Here is an 18,241-nt window from a genome sequence, read left to right on the forward strand (position 1 = left end):
ACTCGTGGTTGAGCAAGATCCACCCCGTACGCGTCAAGTTGGACTCTAGCGTGATGGTGATCCCGGGAAAGCCGTAGAGCCAGTGGGTGCAGCCGGATGGTGCCAGATGAAGCATCCGCATCGAAGCGACCATGAGGAATCCGGCGCTTTCTTCCTGTCGAAGCCCTTGGTCGATGCACTCACCGGGACGCGTGCAAGACAGCCGTCCATGCGGAAGCGAGCACGCCGGCCATGCCGGCGACGGAGGTCGGCGGGATCTCCCGCATCCACGTCGACCATCTCAATGGCCAACCGGACTCGGCTCACCCTGCGGCACCGCGATCTCTCCTGCGACCTGCCTTGCCTTGTCCAACCACGCCGGAATCTTCACTTCTCCGGCAAGACGCTCCGCCTCCATGACCGCGCTTCGCGCCTCATCGCTGTTGCCCGCCTTCGCATGCCACTCGGCCTTGGACAAGAGCAGCGTGAAGAGGATGGACCGGGCATACAGCGAGTCGATGCGTGCTGCGCCGTCAATCAAGGCATCCAGCGCGCTGGAACGTTCGGCGGTGAAGCCCGTCCTCTCGGTGGCCATCTCCCAGCGACTGTGCTGCGCCGACAGCACCTCCTCGCTTTGCGGACCGTACTGGCGCACGGCATCACGCTCGGCCTGCGCAATCTCCCTTTCCGCGCTTTCGTTCTCGCCGGCTTGATGCAGCATGTCCGCGAAAGCCATCCGATGAAGCGCAGGAACCTCGCCGTTGCGATGCTGATAGATCGCAATCGTCTCGCGCATCTCTTTCATCGCCTTGTCCATGTAGCCCGCGTCCTGGCGAGCCATCCACCAGTACTCGTTGGCGAGCAGGAAGCGCACGTCGAGCGTCAGCTCATGCGCCTCCCCATGGTGTCGCGCAAGTATCCCGCGGGCCGCCTCCGTCAGTGCGACCGCCTCCCCCAGCTTCGACTGGAATATCCGCAGATGCGATTGGGCCACGAGGACTTTCGCGTACGCAGGATGGTGCTTGCCCAGCGTCGACGCCAATATGCGCTCCGCGCGCCCGACGGATTCCTGTGCTCGCGCATTGTCTTGCGCCAGCATCTGCATCGACGCCAGTTCCACCCAGGCGATGCCGGTTTGAGGGTGTTGCGCACCCAAGGTACTGGACCGGCTCGCGAGAAGGTCGGTGGCCACCTTCAGCGCGCGCTTCTCCCTACTCTCCGAGCTTGATGAACGTATCGTCCTGACAAGCACTTCTCGCGCATCGTCCATGATGCGGGGATCGGTGGTGCTGGCCAGGGACATCGCGCGCGCGAGATCGCGCTCGGAAGCCTCCACGAGGAGCCGCTGCCGATACCAGCTTCCGCGAAGGATGAGCATTTGAGCCAGCGCCAACCTGCTTGCCGAGGTATCCAGGGCTTCGCACTCGGAAATCGAGTCGCCGAGAATCCTGAGCGCCTTCGCGGCGGCCCCTGCTCCATAGTGGGCCACGGCAAGCTGCGTATCGAGTTGCAAGCGTGCGAGCTTCTCCTGGTCGGTGAACACAAAGCCTAGCCGCTTGCGGCCTACCTCGACGGCGGTGATTGCAGCCGCATGCTGCGCGCGGAGATTGTAGAGGCGCGCCAGCGTCACCTGATTGAAGGCGAATTGAAGCCCTTCTCCACTGGCGAGCGTCGCCGACTCCGCCGCCAGGCGATGGGCGGCATCATAGTTGCCCGCCTCAGTCTGGCTACGCGCCAATGCAGACAGTCCCCTTGCCAGCACGGCCGGCGGATCCTTGTCGGCATAGCGTCGGAAATTGACCTCGGTGCGACCGAGAAATGCGGCGGAACCCACGGGCGCGCCGGCTTGCCTCAAGGCAGCCGAAGCCAACGATTGACTGAATATCTGTTCTGCGCGCGTGGATATCTCCACTTCCCGCACGGCTTCATGGTGTTGCCACGCCAGGACGGCACCGAGCGTCAGGGTCACCAGCGCGAAAAGGATCGCAAGCGATACCAGCCGCGAATTGCGCGCAACGAAGCGGGCCGCGGCATAGCCGAACGTCTTCCTCAGCGAAATCGGCTTCCCGGCACTCCAGCATGCCAGATCATCGCGCAAGGCCAGCATCGAGCGGTACCTGGCGTCGGGTTCGAACGCCACGCATCGCATCGCGATAGCGTCCAGATCTCCCTCCAGTTGCTTGCCGAGTTGCCGCGCCGTACCGCACGAACGGGCCGCATGAACGGACGGTGCGCACCGGGATGCCATCGCGCTGGGCGGGGCCGCGGCACTTCTCGAGGCAATCGCGATCTGGGCCTGGAGCGCGTTCGCACTGACAGGCGGTTGCCCGCAAAGCAGGACGTACATCAGCGCACCGACGGAGTACACATCGGATGCCGCCGAGCCTCTTCCGGCCGCCATCAGCTCGGGCGCAGAGAATCCAGGACTGAAGGCGGCCAACCGCGATGACGATCCTTCGCTGGCGACTCGGCCCGCATCCGAAATCTCCGCCACGCCGAAATCCAGCAGCTTGGGATGCCCTTCGACGTCGACGAGAATGGCCGATGGCTTGATATCGAGATGGAGTACGGCCCGCTCATGCGCATGAGACAGCGCTTCGCAGACGTCGATGAGCAGCTTGACCCGTCGACGGACATCGAGGGACCGCTGGTCGCACCACTCGTCGATCCGGTCGCCTTCCAGCAGCGGCATGGCAAACCATGCCGTGCCGTCGTCGTGGATGCCGCCGTCGATGATCGGCACGATGTCGCGATGATTCAACTTCGCGAGCGCGTTTCTCTCGGTCTGGAATGCCGAGATGGCCTCTTCCGACGTGAGCTTGCCCTGCATGCACTTGAGTGCGACGTCGCGCTGGTACGAGCCGTCGTCCCGCCTGGCCAGATATACGACCCCCATGCCTCCCATGCCAAGCAGCGACACGACCCGCCAGGCGCCCAGCCGGGAGCCGATGCGCTTGCCGGCGTCGACCCTGGCGTCTTCCTGGCCTTCGTTGCCCGCGCTACCGAGTGCGGACTGGAGGGGGCGATCCAGGATCGAATCTGAAACGGTCCGCCCGGAGACGAGTTCCCTCACGATGGCCGCCCCCGCGGGGTTTCCAACCGCGAGCACCCACAGAACAGCCCTCCTGGCGGGAGAGGGAAACCCCATCAGGCGGCTCGCCCACTTCAGCGCGAACGGTTCGAGGTGGTCGTCGGCATCAGAGCGGGCCATGGCAGAGAGCGGGCGTTAGCCCAGCGCGCGCAGGAGAAATGCCCGGGCGGTAAGCCAATCCCTTCTTACCTTGCGTACATTGACGTCCAGCAATCGACTTATCTCCTCTTCCGACAGCCCGCCGAAGTAGCGCCACTCGACCACCGTTGCCAGATGCGGCATCTTTTTCGAGAGCTTGGCGAGCGCCGCATCGAGTTCGACCAGTTGCTCAAGCCCCGAGTCCTCACCACTGTCCCACCCATCGGACAGCGACAGGACCTGCATGCCACCTCCGCGCTTCTCTCTCAACTTGCGGCGGGTCTGGTCGACGATGACGGAACGCATGGCCGTGATGCAGAGGGCGATCAACTGCCTCCTGTTCTCTGCTCCCACGTCGATCCCGGACAGCCTGATCCAGGCTTCATTGATCAGTGCGGTAGGAGAAAGCGTCTGCTGGGCGGACCTTCCCAGTTGCGCGCGCGCCTGATTGCGCAGGTCGCGGTAAAGCAGGCGATAGATCTGACCCCACGCGCTGGTCTGCCCCGAGCGAGCGGCGGCCAGCAACTGCGTCACTTCACCGGCGACGTCTCCCAAAGCCTTCTCGACCACTGGTCACCTAGCCATTCGATTCCTTCAGCCTCCCGCACGTGGCGCAGCATCAAGCCTCGATCGGCTGGCTGGGATGGCTGAGCGGCAAGCATGGTCGGAATGTGACATGGAGTCAATTTCCCGGCGCCCTGCCGTTACGGACGGCACTGCGCGTCTGTGCGGATCCATGCGCATCAAGGTCCTGGCGGGACTGGCCCGGCGCGTCCTTCCATGGAATCGAACTCCCGTCGCTTCGTTCGGGAAGCGCACTCCGCACGCCATGGTGCGGATCGACATCACCGCGCGACACGCGCCACGGATCAGGGCCGTGGCGCGCATCGTGCAGCAGGCATGTCAGCGTGCGACGTGCAGGCGGACTTCGACACGCCGGTTCGGAATCAGGCATTCCCGCAGCGCCGCCTGCGGCTTCACGCCGGCGCATTGCTGGACCTGTTCGGTATCGCCCTTGAAGCCGTAGGTCACCTTGCCGGCGTCGACGCCACGCTCGACCAGCAGCGCGCGCACGGTCTGTGCGCGGCGCTCCGACAGCGCCTGGTTGTAGTCGTGGCCACGGCCCTGCAGGCGGTCGGCATGGCCCACCAGTTCCACGCCGGTCAACGTCAGGCCTTCCTCGCGCAGGCGGCCGAGTTCACGGTCCAGGCTCTGCAGCGAATAGGCACGGATGTCGGTGCGGCCCGAACGGTCGAATTCGAACAGCACGTTCGCGGTCAGCACCGTATCCACCGGCAGGGCGGCAGGCAGGTTCGGCGCGGCGCCGCACTGGCGCGACAGCGCTTCGGCGTCGCTCACCCAGTCTTCGGCGATCTGGATGTACGGCTTGGCATGGCGCCACTGCTGCTGGTTGAACTCGTTGCCGGCATGCACCAGCTCCACTTCGCCGCAGGCGACGGCCTGCTGCGCGCAGGCGAAACCGGGGGTGCCGTGGATCGCGCCGAGGCGCTTCCACAGATCTTCGCGCACGCGCGCGGCGTTGTTCACCAGCGGCGTGTCGGTGGGCAGCGGCGTGACGCCCTGCTCCATCCCCACGATCAGCTTCTCCGACTCGGTCAGCGCTTCCTGCGGGAAGGCGCTGCGGTCGTTGCGCGAGTACTCGTGGAAGGACACGTCGAGCCAGCACTGCGCTTTCGACAGGTGGTAGTCGCGGATCGGGCGACCGCCGTCGTTCAACGCCTGGATGCGGCCCTGGGTGCGCTCGTAGCCGGACAGGTCGGCGTGGATCGCCTCGTCGGTGATGCGGTCGCGCGCCGGCACCAGCTGCGTCTGCTGCGCACCGGCGGTGAAGGCGAGGCCGGCCAGCACGGCGGCGCACAGGAGGGAGGTCTTCGTTGTGGTCATGTCGGTAATCCTCAGCGCACCGGATCGCGGTAGCGGGCGTCTTCCCTGCGGAAGAGGTCTTCGTCGAACTTGAAGCGCAGGCGGATGAACGCGCCCTGCTGCGTGTACTCGTAACCGGCCAGGTCGTCGTCGCCGCGGAAGCCGGTGGCGTTGTAGCCCACCGACAGCCACAGGTTCTGCCGCAGCAGGCGGCCGACTTCCATGCCGAACGCGTACTGGTTGGCGCCGTCCTGGCCGCGGAAGGTCGAGCCCAGCACGCCGATGTCCCAGTTCTCGGTGATGTCGTAGACGATGCGGCCGGACAACAGCACCGCATTGAAGTCGTCATCGACGCGACCGGTGTCGGCGTAGAAGAAGCTGTCCTGCTGCCACTTCGCCGCCACGCGCCCGGTCAGCCACCACGGCCGCGACGGGTGCCAGTCGGCATGCGCCGAGACGATGTGGGCGCTGCTGCGGATGTCCTGGCCGGTGTCGGAACCGAAGCCGGTGCCGTCCATGCCGCTCTCGTCCTTCTCCAGCTTGTACTCGTAGCGGGCCAGCGCGTTGACGCGGTTGGTGTCCGTGTCGCGGTACGCCGCACCGATCTGGAAGCGGTCCTGCAGCACATCGCCACGCGCGTCGTACTCGGTACGCAGCAGGTAGTTGCGCGCCAGCAACGTCCAGTCGCGGCTCAGCTTGCGCGCCGCCAGGAACTGCAGCAGCGTGGTGTTATAGCCCTCGTTGGTCGGCGTGCCGGCGACGTCGTCGGAGATGCGGTGTTCCAGCCGCACGTTGCCGCGCCACAGCGGATTGGCGCTGTAGTCCAGCGCGAAGCCGATGCCGGTGGAATCGCCGATGTTGCCGGAGATGACGTTGGTGTGTTCGAGCGTCGTGTCCAGGCGCAGGCCTTCGCGCACGTCCCAGCGATTGCGCATGCCCGACGCGGCCTGGATGTCGCGGCCGGCGATGGCGTCGCGCAGGCGGTACTCGGAGAACAGCTGCGTGTCCTTGATGAAGCTGGTGTCCACGCCCAGCGCGACCGTATCGGCCTCGCGCCCGTCCTGGGTCAGCCCGTTCACGCCGCTGATGCCGGTCTGCTTCTCGTAGCGGCCATAGATCCGGCTGCGCTCGCGCAGCTGGTAGTCCATGCCGAGCGCCACGCGGTTGCGGTCTTCGCCGTGGATGTCCTGCTCGACTTCACCGCCGATGCTGAAACGGTCGCTGGCACGGTAGCCCACGCCGACACGCAGCATGTCCGACGACAGCTCGGTGCCCACCGGCAGGCCACTGCCCACGTCGTTGGGATTGCCGCTGCTGATGATCGGCAGGCCGGTCAGCGGATCCAGCGGTTGCTGTCCGTAGCCGAGCGCACCACCACCGGCACCGGTGGCGTAGCCACCCGACAGTCCGCCGATGTTGCCGTAGCCGGTGCTGGTGGCCCACGTGTAGTAGGCGCCGACGGTTTCGCGGATCGCGCGATAACCGAAGTCCAGCGTCAGCTTGTCGGTGACCTTCACGCGCGTGCCCGCGCTGGCCGCTTCGCGTTCGCCGCCGTCGGGATTGCGGTCCTCGCTGCGCAGGCCTTCGGCATACAGCTCGAAACGATCGGTCAGGCGCCAGCGCGTGGTCACGCTGTACTCGCCGCGGCCGCCGTACAACGGCGATGCCGGGTTGTTGAACGCGGGATCGGACTGGCCGGCGAACAGCTTCAGGTCCACGGCCTTGCCGGCGTGGCCCAGTTCGACGCGCCAGGCATCGCCTTCCACCAGGCCGCTCAACCCTTGCAGGCCGGGCGTGCCGTACTGGTTGACGCTGTTGGTGTTGACCTCGCTGCGCGTGCGCGCGGCTTCGGCCACCAGCCAGGTGTTGGCGCCGAACCTGTAGCCGACGTTGGCGCTGCCCATCTCGAAGGCGGCGAAGGGATTGCGGTCATCGACGTAGGAACCGCCGATCTCGCCCTTCTCGCCGACGCGCAGCTGCGCATCCGCGCCCACCACCAGGAACTTCTCGGTGCCCTGGTCCAGTTCGTAGGTGATGCGCAGCGACACCGGATTGAGGTCGCTGTCGAACGAAGGCAGGAAGCTGTTGAGCAGGATGCGGCCGGAGAACGGCTCGAAGCTGTAGTCGACCAGCCGGCCCAGCGGACGCACCGACACGATCCGCGACGGCTGGTTGCGGTCGCGCACGACCACTTCCACGCGCTCGCTGCCTTCCAGCACCGCATTGTTGCGCAGGCCGTACGGACCACTGCCGGCGGCCGGCAGTTCCTCGATCACCTGGCGCAGCGAGTCTTCGATGGCGAAGACGTTGCCGCGCACGCGCGCGTTCTCGAAATGCCAGCCCAGGCCGGTGGCGGTGCGGTTGTAGGTGCCCAGCACGCGCTGACCTGCCTGTGCGCCGAAATCCACGCCGGTCTGCGTGGCGATGTTGTCGCCGGTCTGGAAATCGCCGTACAGCAGGTAGCTGCGGTCCTTGTCCACGCGCACGTACAGGCGTTCGGCCGAGCGCGCATCGAAGCCGCGCAGCGACGCGTCGCCGTACACCGGGTAGAACTCTTCCGGCTGGATGTCGCGCAGCAGGCGTGCCCGCACCTCCTTGTCGGAGTCGTAGGCGGCGGTCAGCAGGTACTCGCCCTTGATCGTGCCCTTGACGAAGAACGCCGCGCGCGCCGCGCCATTCGCCTTGCCGCTGTTGAACTGCTTCTCCCAGCGGCGGATCTCGCGCTCGAAGCCATCGCCACGCTGCGTGCCGTTGACCAGGTTGTCGCCCTTGCGGCGGAAGTTGATGACGCCTTCGATCAGGCCGGTGGCGATCAGCTCGCGCATTTCCGGCACGAAGCCGATGACGCCTTCCGCGCTGTGGCTGCCCGAGGTCACGCGCAGCAGCACGTCCTGCGGATCGTGCGGCGCCAGCAGCTCGAACTCGGCACGGCCGTCGCGCACGGCCAGCTGGATGCCGGGCGTGACTTCGTCGGCGTCCAGGCGACCCGGACCGAATTCGTCCGTGCGGCCATCGGCCAGCTTGATGCGACCGCCGCTGTGTTCGATGGTGGCGAACGCGTCGCCCGCCATCGGCTTGCCGTCGGCGCCGTACAACTGCACGACCACCTTGACCGGCGACTGGCCATCGGCCGGCACGCCATCGCGGTCGACCTCGACCACGACGCGATCAACGCCGGCGTTGACGCTGTAGTCGACATTGCCGGGCTGCGCGTACAGCGGCTGCGGCGCGGTGCGCTGCGATTCCGGCGATTGCGGGTACAGCGGCGTGGCCTGGCCCAGCGCCGGCGTGAAGCGCCGGTCGCCGGACACGGCCTGCGCCTGCACCAGCGCCGGCGTCACCGCCAGGGCCAGCGCCAGCGCGAGGGGATGGAACGAAGGACGCGAAGCACGCATGGCACGGGATTCCAGGGAAGTCGACGGACGCGGGGCGAAGCGGCTCATGGCTGCACCTCCCCGTTGCGTGCGCCATCCGTCGTCGTCGGCCTCGGATCCACGATCGGCCGCTGGTTGGCCGAATCGGTGCCCTGCTGCGGCGCGCGTGCGGGCTTGCTCTCGAAGCGCAACGGTTGCTGGTTGCGCTCGGTTTCCGGCGCGCGGATCTCGCCCTGCGTGCGGCGTGCCTTCACCTGTTCGATCACCGGGTTGGAGCAGCTGCCCTCGATGAAGTCGGCGCGGTGCAGCTCGCCGTTCTTGAGGTCGATGAACAGGCTGTCCGCATCGCCCAGGTTGCGGTTGCTGCTGGTGGTCAGGCGCGAACCCACGGGCAGGGTCGACGGATCGACCTTCAGCGTGTGGCTCTTCGGCGGCAGGCCGCAGTAGCTGTACTTGCCTTCCGAGTCGCTGACCATCCAGGTGCCGTCCTCGAAGTACATGCGCACGCCGGGGATGCCCAGCTCTTCCTTGTCCTGCACGTGGTTGACGTTGCAGTCCACGAAGATCTTGCCCAGCACGCAGCCTTCGTCGGCGAACACACCGCCGCTGATGATCACGCGGTACTCGGCCGGGTTGGACGGCACCACGCCACCGTTCGGATACGGCGTCAGCGTGGTCGGATCCACGCAGCCGCCATCGATCGAACAGCCCCAGGCACGCGCACGGTTGATGCCGTCGCCCTGCTGGCTGCCGACGCCGACGCGCACGCGGTACGTCAGCACCTTCTGCTGGCCGACCGCGAGCGGACCGACGTCGAACACCAGCGTCGGGCCCGGCTTGCCGAGCGGATTGGCGATGCCGGCGTTGTCGACGCGCGCGGTGCCATCGATGAAGGTGAAGCCGTGCGGCAGGCGGTCGATCACGTTGACCGTGCCCATCGACGCACCCGCGGTCTGGCGGATGGTGATGGTGTAGACCAGGCTGTCGCCCACTTCCACCGTCTTGCGGTCGCCGGTCTTGGTGATGACCAGGCCCGGCGCGACCTGCGGATCCAGCGGGATGTGGTTGTGCACCGGCACCGCCACGCCCGAACCCAGCGTCAGCTCCAGGTAGTACGTCGTCGACGTACCGACCGGACCGGTCGGCGCGGTCGCGTTCGTCTGCACCGGATAGCCTTCGCCCGGCGTGGACGGCGGCGTCAGCGGCGAGGTCTCGGCCGGGATCATGCCGGACTCGAACGTGTAGCCGGCCGGCGGCGTCACCGCCAGCTGGAAGCGGCACGACGCCGGTGCGTCCGAACCCAGCAGGAACTGGTAGAAGCCTTCCGCACCGACCGTCATCGACACCGACGTGCCCTGCACGGTGTAACCGCCCAGTGCGACGTTCAGCACGTGCTGCTCGGGCGAATAGCCCGCACAGGTACCGACCGGCGTCAGCGTCACGCGCGAGCCGGGGACCGGCGTACGCGTGGTCGCGTCATAGACCACGCCACCCGGATTCAGCGGCAGGCTCTGCTGCGGCAGGTTCGCGCCCGGCGCCAGCACCACCGACAGGTGCGTGTTGCCACCCTCGTTGCTGCGGCAGGAACTGGCCGTGCCGTTGGCGATCGCGCTGGTGGCGTCGCAGGGCACCGGCGGACCGGCGACGGTCTCGCCGCTCACCGGCAGACCCCATACCACGCCCGTCGCCGGATCGCGGAAGCGGATACCCAGCGGAATGCCCGGCACCTGGTCGGCGATGGAGTACGTGCCATCGGCGCCGGTGGTCGTCGTACCGACGACCTGGCCGCTGCCGTTGACCACCTCGACGATCCAGCCCGACAGGCGGCGGTCGCCACCGTCGATATGGCCGAAGTCGCTGCCCTGGTCGAACCACACCGTGCCCGACACCGAGGCCGACAACTGCACCGGCGTCGGCAGGCGGCACGCGTTCTGCGTGATCGCCGGGTCGCACACCGGCAGGTCGCCCGGATTGCCCTCGAAGTCGGCGCGTTCGTCCGGCGTCGGCGTGCGGAACTCGTTCTCGCCACCGCCTTCGACGATCACCGCGTTGTTCACCGGCGAACCGGTGGCGGCGCTCGCGGCCACGCGCACCGACGCGATGATGCTGTCGGCCGAGGTGGCACCGGCGGCGATCACCATGCTGCTCGCGCAGCGGAAACGGTTGTCGCCCTGTGCGCCGGTGCAGGTCCAGCCCGTGCCCACCGGCGTCGCGGCCAGCGTCAGGCCGGCAGGCAGGCGGTCTTCCACCACGTACTCGCCCGCGCTGGGCTGCTGCCCGATGTTGCGCACGCGCAGCGTGTAGGTGGCAGCGTTGTTGACGGTGAAGACGGCCGGCGTGGCGGTCTTGCTGACCACCAGGTCGGGCGAATCGCCGATCTCGCCGAAGTTGTTGTCGATCGACTCGCCACCCGGCGGCAGCACGATGCCGCTGATCGCCGACGGCGTGGTCGTTACCGGCGTCGCGGTACCGACGGTGGTGCCGTCGATGGTGCCCGCGCTGGTGATGCCGTTGAGCGTCTCCGCCGGCTGCGTGGGTTCGGTCACCGTGTAGGTGCCCGGGCGCAGGTCGTCGAAGCGGTAACGGCCATCGGCATCGGTGGTGACGGTGACGTTCACCGCCTGGCCCAGGTCGTCGGTGCCGGTCAGCACCACCTGCACGTTCGCGTAACCGCCCTCGCCCGCGTCGATGACGCCGTTGTTGTTGCCGTCGTTGTAGACGCGGCCGCTGATCGTGCCGGCCGGGACTTCGCCGAAGTCGTTGCCGGTGACGTCCTGGCCCACGCCCAGCGTGATGCCGCTGATGACGGACGGGGTGCTGGTCGGCGGTGTGGCGGTGCCGCCACCGGTGCCGGCATTGGTGATGCCGTTGAGCGTGCCCGCGGGCTGCTCGGGTTCGGTGATGGTGTACGTGCCCGGCGGCAGCTCGGTGAAGGCATAGGTGCCGTCCGGCTGCGTGGTCACTTCACGCGTGATCGGGTTGCCGGCCAGGTCGGTGCCGGTCAGGCGCACGACGACATTGGCGATGCCTTCTTCCGACGGATCGACGACGCCATCGTTGTCGCTGTCGCGCCACACGCGGCCGCTGATCGAACTGTTGAGCGGGATCTCGCCGAAGTTGTTGCCCACCGAGTTCGCACCCGGCGTGGTCAGGTCGATCGCGCTGATCGCGCTGGGTACGGTGGTGATCGGCGTGGCGGTGCCCGACGGTGTGCCGCCGATGGTGCCCGCGACGGTCTGGCCGTTGCTGGTGCCGGTCGGCTGGGTCGGCTCGGTCACCGTGTAGGTGCCCGGGCGCAGGCCGTCGAACGCGTAGTCGCCGTTGGCATCGGTGGTGGTGGTGAGCGACACGCTCGCGCCGGTGTCGTCGGTGCCGGTCAGCGTGATGGTCACGCCGTCGATGCCGGTTTCGGCCGCGCCCGACTGCACGCCGTCGTTGTCGGCGTCGAAGAACACGCGACCCGACAGCGCCACGCCGAACGTTTCACCGAAGTTGTTGTCGATCGACGCGCCGCCCGCAGGCAGCACGATGCCGGCCACCGCGCTGGGCACGGTCGCGACCGGCGTGGCGGTACCACTGGCGCTGCCGCCGATGGTGCCTGCCACGGTGGTGCCGTTGATCGTGGTCACGCCACCGACCACCGGCTGCGCGGCCTGTTCGCTGACGGTGTAGGTGCCGGCCAGCAGGTCGTCGAAGCGGTAGTTGCCGTTCGCGTCGGTCACGACCGCGGTCACGGCGTTGCCCAGCGCGTCCACGGTGCCCGCCGGCAGCGAGACGCTGACGCCGGCGATGCCGTTCTCGCCCGCATCGCGCACGCCGTTGTTGTTGGCATCCAGCCACACGCTGCCGCTCAGCGACGCGGCGCGTTCGCCGAAGTCGTTGTCGCTGGAACCGCTCGCCGGCAGGTTGGTGACGGTGATGGTGTTGGTCGGATTTTCCTGGCCGTTCGCCAGCCCGGTGGGCTGCGTCTCGACGATGCGGTAGTTCTGGCCGGTGATCGCACCGCCATAGCTGTAGCCGCCGTTGGCGTCGGTGGTCAGGGTGACCGGCGGCAGGTCGTCCGGCGTGCCGAACACGCCATCCGGACCCGCGCCTTCGATCACCACGGTGACGCCGGGAATGCCCGGATCCGTGGCATCGCGATCGCCGTCGTCGCCGCGGTCCAGGTAGACCGTGCCGCTGATGACGGCGTTGGCCAGTTCGCCGAACAGGTAGCCGGTCGCCACCTGGCCTTCGCTGATCACGATGCCGTCGATGACGTTGGGCGTGGTCGCGCTGCCCGGTGTCGCCGCGTTGCCCGGCGTGTGGCGGCCGTCGATGTAGCCGGTCGGCTGCGTCTCGGTGATGGTGTAGCTGCCGGTGGGCGGCAGCAGGTCGCGGAACACGTACGCGCCCGTCGCATCGGTCTGCACGGTGACGTTGACCGGGTTGCCGAGCAGGTCGGTGCCGGTCAGCACCACCGTGACGTTGGCGATCGGATTCTCGCCGCTGTCGAAGCTGCCGTTGTTGTTGTTGGCCGGCGTGGCCGAGAAGTCCTCGAACACCGCGCCCGCCAGCGAGCCCAGCGTTTCGCCGAAGTCGCGATCCGATACACCGGCGAGCGGCAATGCACTGACGTCGATGACGTTGCCCGCGTTTTCGGTGCCGTTGCCGTAGCCGGCCGGCTGCGTTTCGGTGACGCGGTAGTTCTGGCCGACCACCAGGCCGGTGAACTGGTAGGCACCGTCGGCGTCGGTCTGCAGCACCACCGGTGCCGGATCGTCGCCATTGCCGAAGATGCCGTCGGCACCCGCGCCGGTCAGGGTGATGGTCACGCCCTGCAGGCCGCCGTTGGGGCGCGAATTGACCGTGCCCGCATCGCCGGCATCGAAGTCGCCGTTGCCGTTGCGGTCCACGTAGACGTGGCCGCTGATGCCCGACACCGCGTCTTCGCCGAAGTTGAACTGCGTGCCGTCGACACCCGCACCCAGGTCGATGGTGCTGATGCGGTCGGTGGTGGCGGCATCGCCGCCCACGCCGGTGCCTGGCGTACAGCCGGTGACGCAGGCCGCGCCGCCGATCAGGCCTGGATTCACTGCGGTGGGACGGTTCTGGTAGGTACCGGCCGGCAGGACTTCGCGCAGCGTGTAGACGATCAGCGGATCGAGACCGGTGAAGCTATAGGCGCCGCCGGCATCGGTCGTGGTCGCGGCCACGACGGTGCCGGTGGCGGCATTGAGCAGTTCGACCGTGGCATTGGCGATCGCGCCGTCGCCACCATCGCGCACGTTGTTGAAGTTGCCGTCGACGTAGACGAAGCCGGACAGCGAGGGACGACGCACTTCCGGGAAGTTGTAGCGCACGCCGGCCTGGTTGGCGCCGACGGGAATCGCATTGATCACCGAGTTGGGCGAGCCCGCTGCATACGTGCCGCCCAGCGACGGCGCGCTGCCACCCGCGTTCGGCGGGTCGATCGGACCGTTCACGAAGTCCGCGGGCTGCGTCTGCGTGAGCGTGTAGCCCGCGGCATCGGCCGGCGACAGATCGGCGAAACTGTAGGCGCCGTTGCCATCGGTGGTCGCCGTGCGGTTGACCGCGTTGCCGTAGGCGTCGGTGCCGGTCAGCGTGATGGTCACGCCGGGGACGCCGGGTTCGGTCGCGATGCCCTGGTGCGTGCCGCCGTTGCCGGCGGCGCGGTCGCGGTCCTCGAACACCAGGCCTTCCAGCGACGAGCGCGTGACCAGGATGTCTTCCGTGCCGGTGTTGTTGCCGGGGTTCGGATCCACCTGTTCGGTAGTGATGCTGGTGGTGTTGACCTGCGCCGCGGCGCCCGGGTACGTCGTCCAGCGCACCGGGACGATGACGCGCGCCTTGCCCGTGACGGTCACGTCGCCCAGGTGGCAGGTGAGCGCGAGGCCGACGGCGGCGCAATTGCCGCTGCCGTTCGGCACTTCGTCGCCACCCGGCGACGGGCCTTTCTTCTGCCACGTCGCCGCGCCGAGGATCTCCAGACCGGCAGGCAGCGTGTCGGTGATGACCGTGCCGGTGCCGTTCAACGGGCTGGTGCCGGTGCGGTCGCGCGACAGGCTGGCACCCGGGCCGTTGTTGGTGCCCTCGATGACCCAGTAGAACGGTTGGCGCAAGGCCACCGTCGTGGCCGGCGATGCCGGCAACGCGACATCCGGATCACTGTCCGGCAGGTCGGTGAACACGTGCTTGGTGACGCCCACGTCGGCGCGCGCGCGGATCGAGGTCTGCTCGTCGACGCTGTTGTCGGAGGTATTGGGATCCGTCTCGGCATGCACCACGCTGACGTAGTTGCGGGCGGTGTCGCCGCTGGCGCCGGGCGGCGTCTCGTAGCGGTACTGCACGTACACGAAGCTGGTCGCGTTCACGCCCAGCACGCCAGGGGCATTGCTGCCACCGAAGCCCGCGCCCGGCACGTCGCATTCGATGCTCAGGCCGGCATCGCCCGGCGTCGTGCCGGTGCCGGTGAACGGATTGGCGCTGGTGACGGTGCAGCCCGCGGTGCTGAAGGCCGTCGACGGCCCGCCGATCGGGCCCGGCGCGATGCCCATGAAGCGCACCTGACGGCCGTTCGGCACGCGGTAGGTGTCGTGGATGCGCACGCTGGTCGCGACGGACGGACCGACGTTGCGCACCGAGATGCGGTACGTGATGAGATTGTTGGCGGGATTGAGGGCGTCGTAGCCCAGCGGATCCACGCCGCCGGTGAATCCCAGGTCGGTCTTGTTGACGATCAGGTCGGCGACGCCCTGCTCGAACGTCAGCGACGCGGTCTTCTGGTCGTCGGCCGCGCTGGTGTTGGTGTTGTAGTCGAACGCGCCATTGGCGTCGCTGCCGGTGGCGCCGCCGGTGATGGCGAACGTGGCGAGGTTGTCGAACTGGCGACCGGCAGGGTTGTTGCCGCTGTTGACGTTCGGGCGGATGGTGACCCGCATGTCCTCGCTCTGGCGGTGCGACATCGACAGCGACGGACACTCGATCGTCAGTGCCAGCGGCGCACCGGTGGGATTGGCGTAGGACATGCCGCCGGCCGTGCCGGTGGCGGTCAGGCCGCCGGCGGGCATGGCGGTACAGGCCACGGTGCCCGGCGTACGGGTGGCCGAGACCAGCACGAAGCCGGCGTCGTTGGCCGGGATGGTGAAGGTGTCGCGGAACACCACGCCCGGCACCGTCGCGGTGCCTTCGTTGAGGTACGACATCACGTACTGGCTGTTCACGCCGGCGCGGCCGACGTTGCCCGTGGTGATGTTCTTGGCGGTCGTGCGCAGGTTGGCCTCGCGCTCGATGCTCACCCAGTCGCTGGCCTGGTTGTTGGCGCCGTTGATCTCGCCGACCGAATCCGGCACTGCCGGGTCCACCGCCACGCCGGCGGTGTTGCAGAACGCACCGGTGGCCGGCGCGCCGACGCCGCAACTGCCCGGGCTCTGGCCCAGGCTGTCGAACAGCGGGCGGGTGACCGTGACGACGATGTCCGCGGACGTGCCGGGATTCAGCGCGGTGGTGCCCGAGCGGCAGACGATCGATGCACCCGTGACCGGGCAGTTCCAGCCGGCGGGCGCACTGACGGAAATGCCCGTGCTGGGCAGGCCGCCGGAGGCCGGCACGAAGCCGGGAAGCGTGTCGTTCACCACGATGCCGGTGGCCGGCACCGCGTCGGTGATGGCCAGGTTGGTCACGCGCAGCGTGTAGGTGAAGCTGCCGACGCCGACGGCGATGGTGTTGTCGCCCGCGCCGGGCGCGTTGGTCCACTTCTCGATCTGCAGGTCGACGCGGTCGTTGGTGGTGCGCGTGCCGTCGCCGGCGCAATCGTTGTTGGTGTTGCGGTCTTCGTCGATGCTGCCGGTGATCGGCTCGAGCGAACCGCCCGAACCGCCCGTGCAGGCGTTGTTGGTCAGCGCGATGTCCGCAGTGCGCGCGCGGGTGATGATGCGCAGGGCGGGCGCATCCGCATTCCTCGCCAGCGGATACCGCGAGGCGTCCAGGTCGCAGGTGACGACCTGCGTGGGTCCGCCCACGTTCCACGTCGGCGGCGCGACCGAACAGGTCCACTCGCCCGGGTTGCCGCCACTCACGTACTCCTCGCCCGGCGCCAGCGTATCGACCACGCGCACGTTGCCGGTGGCCGCACGCGGACCGTAGTTGTGCACCTCGATGGTGGACGTCATGCGGCTGTCGCTGTCGTCGCCGCTGCCCGGCCAGATCGCGACCAGCGCGGGCGCCTTGCGCTTCGCCAGGCCCAGGTCGGCACCGTCGGGCACCACGCTGAAGGTGGTGCTGCCGGTGTTGTTGGCGGGCACCGCATCCGGCGTGTCCGAGGCCACCGTCGCCGTGTTGGTGACGTTGCCGCTGCTGTTGGTGCCGTTGGACGGCACCATGGCCGTCACCGTGAAGTTGACGATCGTGCCGACCGCCAGGTTGCCGGCCAACGTGCATCCGCGCACCGTGTCGCCGCCGGACGTCGTGCAAGTCCATCCGGGGGGCTGGTTGCCGCCGGTGACGGTGAAACCCGCCGGCATCGTGTCGGTCCAGCGCGGATTGGTCGCGGCACTGGGGCCGAGGTTGCGCACCTGGATGTTGAACGTGACCGGCTCGCCGGCGATCGCAGGCGCAGGGTTGGCGCTCTTGCTGATCATCAGGTCGGCACCGGGCGTGACCGGTGTGGTCACTTCCGCCGTGTTGTTGCCCACGTTCGGGTCCGGCATCGCGCCAGCGTTGACCACGGCCGCATTGGTGATGTTGCCGCTGCCGACGTTGACCTTGCCGCGGAAGCTGAAGGACGCGCTGCCGCCATTGGCGACGGATCCGGCATGGGTCGCCGTCATCGTGCCCGCGTTGAACGTCCAGCCCGGCCCCACGAAGCTGCCCGCGATCAGCGTGACGCCGGCAGGCAGCGTGTCGACCACGTTGAAACCGGCCGATGCGTTCGGGCCGTCGTTGAACACCTGCAGGGTGTAGGTGACTTCGGCGCCGCCGATCACCGGCGACGGCGTCGCGGTCTTCAGCAGGCGCAGGTCCCCCGACTGCTGCAGCGTGGTGCCCTGGCTTAGGTAGTTGTTGTCGGTGTCGCTGTCGCTGCCGTAGAAAGGATGCGTGGGCGACAGGGTGTCGAGCGGCTCTGCGGCGCCCGGCAGGCTGCCGGCGAAGCCGGCCGCGCCGTGGATCTGCACGGTGCCCGCGGTCATCCCCGTGGTGTTCATCTGGATGTCGAACGCGACCGAGGACGATGCCTGCGTCAGCGTGGGGATGTTGCAGCGGATGCGCACGGGCGAGCCGCCCAGGCTGGCGCAGAACGCCGGCAACGTGCCGGGCGTGGCGCCGGCCGGCAGGTCGAACAGCGCGACCGCGTCGGCCACCGTGTCGATGTCGCCGTTCTCGACCACCACGTGATAGACCACGGGGCCGCCGACCGGCGTCGGGTCGTATCCGGTGTCGGACAGATTGCTGATCTGCAGGTCTGCGGCAAGGCCGACCGAGGACGCACCGCACAGCACGAGGAGTGCGAGGCTGCGCTTCGCAGCGCGTGCCATGCCACTGCCAAGGACGCCGCCCTTGTTGACGGCAGACAAAAGTGAGCGCGTGCGCGATACCAGCTCGCGCGCCGAGACGGATTTCTTGAGCACCTGATTTTCCCCTGTGCGACTGCTCGTGGCAGTCGCTCGACAACTAGACCGTTACTCAGGTCTAGGACGTCTTGTGAGCACTTCTTGACCGAATTTCTTTTGCGCCCGCCGTTCCGGCCGGGGCGACCCCGTATGTAATTATTGTTATC

The 18,241-nt window shown here is 68.0% G+C and carries 5 protein-coding genes; all 5 read right to left on the reverse strand.

Going from position 1 to position 18,241, the window contains the following annotated elements:
* Nucleotides 1-280 precede the first annotated feature (280 nt).
* Nucleotides 281-3,190 (reverse strand): serine/threonine-protein kinase, encoded by a 2,910-nt coding sequence (locus V7060_RS09090; RefSeq protein WP_334178922.1) that lies wholly within the window; start codon nucleotides 3,188-3,190, stop codon nucleotides 281-283.
* A 15-nt stretch (nucleotides 3,191-3,205) separates the two neighbouring features.
* Nucleotides 3,206-3,778, reverse strand: coding sequence for an ECF-type sigma factor (locus V7060_RS09095; protein ID WP_334178923.1), 573 nt, complete (start codon nucleotides 3,776-3,778; stop codon nucleotides 3,206-3,208).
* A gap of 333 nt (nucleotides 3,779-4,111) precedes the next feature.
* A complete protein-coding gene (locus tag V7060_RS09100) occupies nucleotides 4,112-5,113 on the reverse strand; it encodes an OmpA family protein (protein ID WP_334178924.1) in 1,002 nt (333 codons plus the stop codon).
* Nucleotides 5,114-5,124: 11 nt separating this feature from the next.
* Nucleotides 5,125-8,535 (reverse strand): hypothetical protein, encoded by a 3,411-nt coding sequence (locus V7060_RS09105; RefSeq protein ID WP_334178925.1) that lies wholly within the window; start codon nucleotides 8,533-8,535, stop codon nucleotides 5,125-5,127.
* Nucleotides 8,532-18,092: an SdrD B-like domain-containing protein gene (locus tag V7060_RS09110; RefSeq protein ID WP_334178926.1), complete on the reverse strand. Its 9,561-nt coding sequence runs from the start codon at nucleotides 18,090-18,092 to the stop codon at nucleotides 8,532-8,534. The genes V7060_RS09105 and V7060_RS09110 overlap by 4 nt, the downstream gene beginning before the upstream one ends.
* Between the last annotated feature and the right edge of the window lie 149 nt (nucleotides 18,093-18,241).

The sequence above is a fragment of the Pseudoxanthomonas sp. genome, from assembly GCF_036845285.1.
Taxonomy (GTDB): domain Bacteria; phylum Pseudomonadota; class Gammaproteobacteria; order Xanthomonadales; family Xanthomonadaceae; genus Pseudoxanthomonas_A.

Coding starts and splice junctions, on each gene's coding strand:
- V7060_RS09090 (WP_334178922.1), bottom strand. CDS start 3,190: ATGGCCCGCTCTGATGCCGACGACCACCTCGAACCGTTCGCGCTGAAG.
- V7060_RS09100 (WP_334178924.1), bottom strand. CDS start 5,113: ATGACCACAACGAAGACCTCCCTCCTGTGCGCCGCCGTGCTGGCCGGC.
- V7060_RS09105 (WP_334178925.1), bottom strand. CDS start 8,535: ATGAGCCGCTTCGCCCCGCGTCCGTCGACTTCCCTGGAATCCCGTGCC.